We start from the raw sequence: 5,579 nt of genomic DNA on the forward strand, positions 1-5,579 counted from the left end.
CGCGTGAGTTCGTGCTTGTCCTGCCCGGCGCTTCCGCGTGAGCCCGCGCTACATGTGATCCCGCACCCGCCGCGCTTCGCGCTCCGCGTTTGCGTGTGAGCCCGAGCCTGCTCTGCTCTGCGCCCACGCGCGACCCCGCGCCCGCCGACCCGCTCCCCGCCCGGCGAAGACGCCAGCGCACACCCCCGGCACGAGTCACGATGAACTCATGGTTTCCGCTGACTCCCACCTGCCCGCGCCCGCCTCCGCTCCTGCCCCGGCCTCTACGACCCCCGCCCCCGCTCCCTCGCCCGACCCCATCTCCTCGTCCACCCCGGCTCCGCCCCGCGCGCTCTCCTTCGATCGTGCGGCTGCCCAGTACGCCGCAGCGCGCCCCGGCTACCCGCCCGCGCTCTTCGACGCAGTCGAGGAGCTGGCCCACCGGCCCCTGCGCGGTGCCCGCACCGTCGACGTAGGCGCCGGCACGGGCATCTCCACCCGGCTCCTCCATGAGCGGGGCGCCCTGGTCACCGCCGTGGAACCGGGCGCCGGCATGGCGGAGGAGTTCCACCGCTCGCACCCCGCACTGCCCGTCGTACGCGGCGACGGCAACCGCCTCCCCCTCGCCACCGCATCCGCCGACCTGATCACGTACGCCCAGTCCTGGCACTGGACGGACCGGACCCTCGCCACCGCCGAGGCACTGCGCGTCCTGCGCCCCGGCGGCGCCCTCGCCCTCTGGTGGAACGTCTCCGACCACTCCGTCCCCTGGATCGACGAGCAGGACGCCCGCCTCCGCCGCTTCTTCGGCGCCGGCGATTCCGCCCACGGCTCGCCCGTCCGCTCCCGCGACCTGCCGTCAGGGTTCGACTTCGCGCACCGCCGCCTGCCCTGGACCCGACGGGTGTCTCTCGACACCCACCTCGCCAACCTCGGCAGCCACTCCGCCTTCCTCGTCCTCGGTGCGGAACGCGCGCAACGCTTCCTCGCCGAGGAGCGGGCCCGGCTCGCGGAACTCTTCCCGGACGGCACGGTCGAGGAGAGCTACGCGGTCGACCTGAGCGTGGCGGTCAGCCCCGGCGTGCCGCCGTTGCCCACCCCTTGACGGGCAGGCACCCCGGGATCGATATTCATCACATGATGAATTATCCCGGCGCCGCCATCGAGGCCCGCGGCCTCACGGTCGTACGAGGAGATCGCACCGTCCTGCGGGCCATCGACTTCACCGTCGAACCCGGCAGGATCACCGGCCTCCTGGGCCCCTCCGGCTGCGGGAAATCGACCCTGATGCGGGCCGTCGTGGGTACCCAGGCCAAGGTCACCGGCACCCTGGACGTGCTCGGCAGCCCCGCGGGCCACCCCGCGCTCCGTCCGCGCATCGGGTACGTCACCCAGGACCCGTCCGTCTACACCGACCTGACGGTCCGACAGAACCTCGACTACTTCGCGGCGATCCTCCGGCCCGGCCGCCGACAGCGCGAGGCCCGCCGCGCCGCCGTCACCCGCGCCATCACCGAGGTCGACCTGACCAGCCACGCCGACGCCCTCGCCGGCACCCTCTCCGGCGGCCAGCTCGCCCGCGCCTCCCTCGCCGTGGCCCTGCTCGGCACCCCGGAACTCCTGGTCCTCGACGAACCCACCGTGGGCCTGGACCCCGTGCTCCGCCGCGACCTGTGGAACCTCTTCCACCGCCTCGCCGCCGACCGCGGCACCACGCTCCTCGTCTCCTCGCACGTCATGGACGAGGCCGAGCGCTGCCACCGCCTGCTCCTCATGCGCGAGGGCGAGATCCTCGCCGACGGCACCCCCGACGCACTGCGCACCGCCGCCCGCGCGGCCACCGTCGAAGAGGCCTTCCTCCACCTGGTGGACCAGGCCGCCACCCGTCAGGAGCCCACCCCATGAGTACGACACCCACCCCGGCGACCGGCACCCCGCTCCTGAGCCCGGCCCGCACCCTCGCCACCGCCGCCCGGGTCCTGCGCCAGCTGAGCCACGACCCCCGCACGATCGCGCTGCTCCTGCTGATCCCGGTCCTGATGATCACGCTGCTGCGGTACGTGTTCGACGGCACCCCCCGCACCTTCGACGCCATCGGCGCCTCGCTGCTCGGCATCTTCCCGCTGATCACCATGTTCCTGGTGACCTCGATCGCCACCCTGCGCGAACGCACCTCCGGCACCCTCGAACGCCTCCTCGCGATGCCGCTCGGCAAGGGCGACCTGATCGCCGGCTACGCCCTCGCGTTCGGCGCCGTGGCGATCGTCCAGTCCCTCCTGGCCACCGCGGTCTCGGTCTGGGCGCTGGGCCTGGACGTCATCGGCTCCCCGTGGCTGCTGCTCCTGGTCGCCCTGCTCGACGCGCTGCTCGGCACGGCACTGGGCCTGTTCGTCTCCGCCTTCGCCGCATCCGAGTTCCAGGCCGTCCAGTTCATGCCCGCGGTGATCTTCCCGCAGCTCCTGCTCTGCGGACTGTTCATCGCCCGTGACCGGATGGCCCCCGTCCTCGAAGCGATCTCGAACGTGCTGCCCATGTCGTACGCAGTCGACGGCATGAACGAGGTCCTCGGCCACACCGACATCACCGGCGACTTCGTCCGCGACGTACTGATCGTGGCGGGCTGCGCCGTCCTCGTACTCGCCCTCGGTGCAGCCACCCTCCGCCGCCGCACCGCCTGACGGAGCCGGTGCGAGGATGGCGCGAACGAGCACCGAGCACCGAGAACCGTCAGCACAGCCCGGAGGGTGAACCACATGACCCAGACAGTCGCAGTCCTCGGCACCGGCAAGATCGGCGAGGCACTGCTCAGCGGCATGATCCGGGCGGGCTGGCGCCCGGCGAACCTGCTGGTCACCACCCGCCGCTCCGAGCGGGCCGAGGAGCTCCACAACCGTTACGGCGTCGACTCCGTCACCAACGCCGAGGCCGCCGAGCGCGCCGACATCCTCATCCTCGCGGTCAAGCCCCAGGACATGGGCCGGCTCCTGGACGAGCTCGCCGGGCACATCACCCCCGACAGCCTGGTCATCAGCGCCGCCGCGGGCATCACGACCGCCTTCATCGAGGACCGCCTCGCCGCGAACACCCCGGTCGTACGCGTCATGCCGAACACCCCCGTCCTCGTCGACGAGGGCATGTCCGTCATCTCGGCCGGCAGCCACGCCACCACCGGCCACCTCGCCGCCGCGGAGGCGATCTTCAAGGGCGTCGGCAAGACCCTCCGCGTCCCCGAGTCCCAGCAGGACGCGGCGACCGCCCTGTCCGGATCGGGCCCCGCGTACTTCTACTTCCTCGTCGAGGCGATGACCGACGCCGGCATCCTGCTCGGCCTGCCCCGCGCCCAGGCCCACGAGCTGATCGTCCAGGCCGCCATCGGCGCCGCGGTGATGCTCCGCGACAGCGGCGAACACCCCGTCAAGCTGCGCGAGGCCGTCACCAGCCCGGCCGGCACCACCATCAGCGCCATCCGCGAGCTGGAGAACCACGGCGTACGGGCCGCCCTCATCGCCGCACTCGAAGCCGCCCGCGACCGCAGCCGCGAACTCGCCTCCGGCAACGGCTGACCTACCCCGCGGCGGCGATCAGCTCCGCGCTGCGCACCACCTTCGCGAACCCACCGCCGTGCAACGACACGGCGGTGGCCCGCGTCAGCTCGTCCGCCCCCAGCGTCCACCCCCACGGCCCGGCCAGGTCGAAGGTGTGCGTCGCATCCAGCGGGACGAACACCTCGAACCCGAGGTTCCCGCCCATGCGCGCCGTCGTCTCGACGCACATATTGGTCTGGATCCCGACCACCACGAACTGCCGGATCCCGCTCCGGTCCAGCCATTCCTTGAGGTCGGGCGTCCCGTAGAAGGCGGAGTTCACACTCTTCGTCAGCAACAGCTCGGGCCCGTCGCCCTTCCCGCGCCGCTCCTCCACGTACCCCTTGAAGCCGTTCCCCGGCTGCCCCGGCCGCAACGGCGAACCGGGCTCGGGCGAGTCATGCCGTACGAACACCACCGGCCGCCCGCTCGACTGCCAGGCATCGATCAGGCCCTCGATGTTCCGATCCGCCTCCGGGTTGTTCCGAGGCCCCCAGTACGCCTCCTCCTCGAAGCCTTCCTGCACGTCCACCACGATCAGCGCCGCGTTCTCTGCGATCTCCATGCGAACGATCCTGCCGCCCGGCGCTCCCACGTCCCAGAGGCCGAAAAGCCATCGATCGATGCTTTACTGCCACGATGGCGACCACCCCCGACCCCACCCGTATCGCGCTCGTCTCCTTCCCGGGCGTACGCGCCTTCGACGTCTCGGTCATCACGGAGGTCTGGGGCGTCGACCGCACCGACTGCGGCGTCCCGCCCTTCGAGCTGCGCCGCACCGCCGCGGAACCCACCCCCATCGCGCTGCGCGGCGGCCTCTCCCTCACCCCGGACCGCACCCTCGCCTGGCTCGCCCGCGCCGACCTCGTCGTCGTCCCCGGCCTCGACGACCACCTGATCCCGGCCCCCGCCCCGGTCCTGGCGGCCCTCCGCCGCGCCCACACCCGAGGCACCCCGATCGCCTCCCTGTGCGGCGGCGCCTTCCCGCTGGCCCAGGCCGGTCTCCTGGACGGCCGCCGAGCAGTCACCCACTGGCGCCTCACCGACCACCTCCGCGCCGGCCACCCCAAGGTGAAGGTCACCCAGGACGCCCTCTTCCTGCACGACGACAACATCTGGACGTCGGCAGGCACCGCGGCCGGCATCGACCTCTGCCTCCACCTCGTACGCACGATCCACGGAGCCGAGACCGCGGCCACGATCGCCCGTTCGATGGTCACGGCCCCGTTCCGCACCGGCACCCAGGCCCAGTTCATCGAGCACCCCACCCCCCGCGCCGGCCGCGACGCCGACGCCCTCGCCGCGGTACGCGCCTTCGCCCTGACCCATCTGGCCGAACCGCACACGGTCGCCGGCCTCGCCGCCCGAGCCGGAATGTCCCCCCGCTCCTTCGCCCGCCACTTCCAGGCCACCACCGGCACGACCCCGCTGCGCTGGCTGATCACCCAACGCATCGCCGCAGCCCAGAAGCTCCTCGAACGCACCGACCTCCCCCTCCCCGAGGTGGCCCGCCGCACCGGCTTCGGCAGCGAGATCACCATGCGCCAGCACTTCGCCACCCACCTGTCCACCAGCCCCCGCGACTACCGTCTGGCCTTCCACCGGCAACCGGACCCGACCCGGGGTTGACACGCCCTGCCGGGATCCGTAATGTGCTCCGAGTTGTCCGACGTGAGCGCCGACTCCGGTCGGTCCCCGGGCAGCCAATCCGCAGTAACCACATATGACCAGCGACATCTGTCGCCGGACTTTCTGTGCGCATTTGCGGAATGAGGAATCCGCGTTCGAAGGAGCGCGACCCCGATTAGCGTCGGGGCCGAGGATTCCGCTAAAGTCTCACTCGTCGGAACGGCCCAACGGCCGGGAAGACAAACCCCGCTGACTGGGAATCAGGCCCGAAAGGATCTGATAGAGTCGGACTCGCCGGAAAGGGAAACGCGAAAGCGAAGAACTGGAAAGCGAAAGCGAGACCCGCTTCGACCGGGAATCGGACACGAAAGAGTCTGATAGAGTCGG

6 protein-coding genes are annotated in these 5,579 nt (G+C 71.6%); 5 read left to right on the forward strand and 1 reads right to left on the reverse strand.

Annotated elements, in window-relative coordinates; genetic code table 11:
• Window positions 1-208: 208 nt before the first annotated feature.
• The 4 genes from ACFVH0_RS24385 (at window position 209) to proC (ending at window position 3,542) form a co-directional block, all read left to right on the forward strand.
• Window positions 209-1,084 carry a class I SAM-dependent methyltransferase gene (locus ACFVH0_RS24385; RefSeq protein ID WP_385823278.1) on the forward strand — a complete coding sequence of 292 codons (876 nt, stop codon included), beginning with the start codon at window positions 209-211 and terminating at the stop codon, window positions 1,082-1,084.
• 32 nt (window positions 1,085-1,116) lie between these two features.
• Window positions 1,117-1,884, forward strand: coding sequence for an ABC transporter ATP-binding protein (locus tag ACFVH0_RS24390; RefSeq protein WP_385823280.1), 768 nt, complete (start codon window positions 1,117-1,119; stop codon window positions 1,882-1,884).
• Window positions 1,881-2,657 (forward strand): ABC transporter permease, encoded by a 777-nt coding sequence (locus ACFVH0_RS24395; RefSeq protein ID WP_385823282.1) that lies wholly within the window; start codon window positions 1,881-1,883, stop codon window positions 2,655-2,657. The genes ACFVH0_RS24390 and ACFVH0_RS24395 overlap by 4 nt, the downstream gene beginning before the upstream one ends.
• Before the next feature lie 75 nt (window positions 2,658-2,732).
• Window positions 2,733-3,542, forward strand: a complete 810-nt coding sequence (gene proC, locus ACFVH0_RS24400) for a pyrroline-5-carboxylate reductase (protein ID WP_385823284.1) — start codon at window positions 2,733-2,735, stop codon at window positions 3,540-3,542.
• A 1-nt stretch (window position 3,543) separates the two neighbouring features.
• On the opposite strand, the gene ACFVH0_RS24405 is transcribed toward proC, so the two are convergent.
• On the reverse strand, window positions 3,544-4,128 hold the full coding sequence (locus ACFVH0_RS24405; RefSeq protein ID WP_385823286.1) for a cysteine hydrolase family protein: 585 nt from the start codon (window positions 4,126-4,128) through the stop codon (window positions 3,544-3,546).
• Between the two features lie 74 nt (window positions 4,129-4,202).
• Between ACFVH0_RS24405 and ACFVH0_RS24410 the strand changes: the two genes are divergently transcribed.
• Window positions 4,203-5,192 (forward strand): GlxA family transcriptional regulator, encoded by a 990-nt coding sequence (locus ACFVH0_RS24410; protein ID WP_385823288.1) that lies wholly within the window; start codon window positions 4,203-4,205, stop codon window positions 5,190-5,192.
• Window positions 5,193-5,579: the final 387 nt, after the last annotated feature.

Origin of the sequence: Streptomyces sp. NPDC127117 (assembly GCF_042677325.1) — a bacterium.
In the GTDB taxonomy this organism is placed as follows: Bacteria; Actinomycetota; Actinomycetes; order Streptomycetales; family Streptomycetaceae; genus Streptomyces.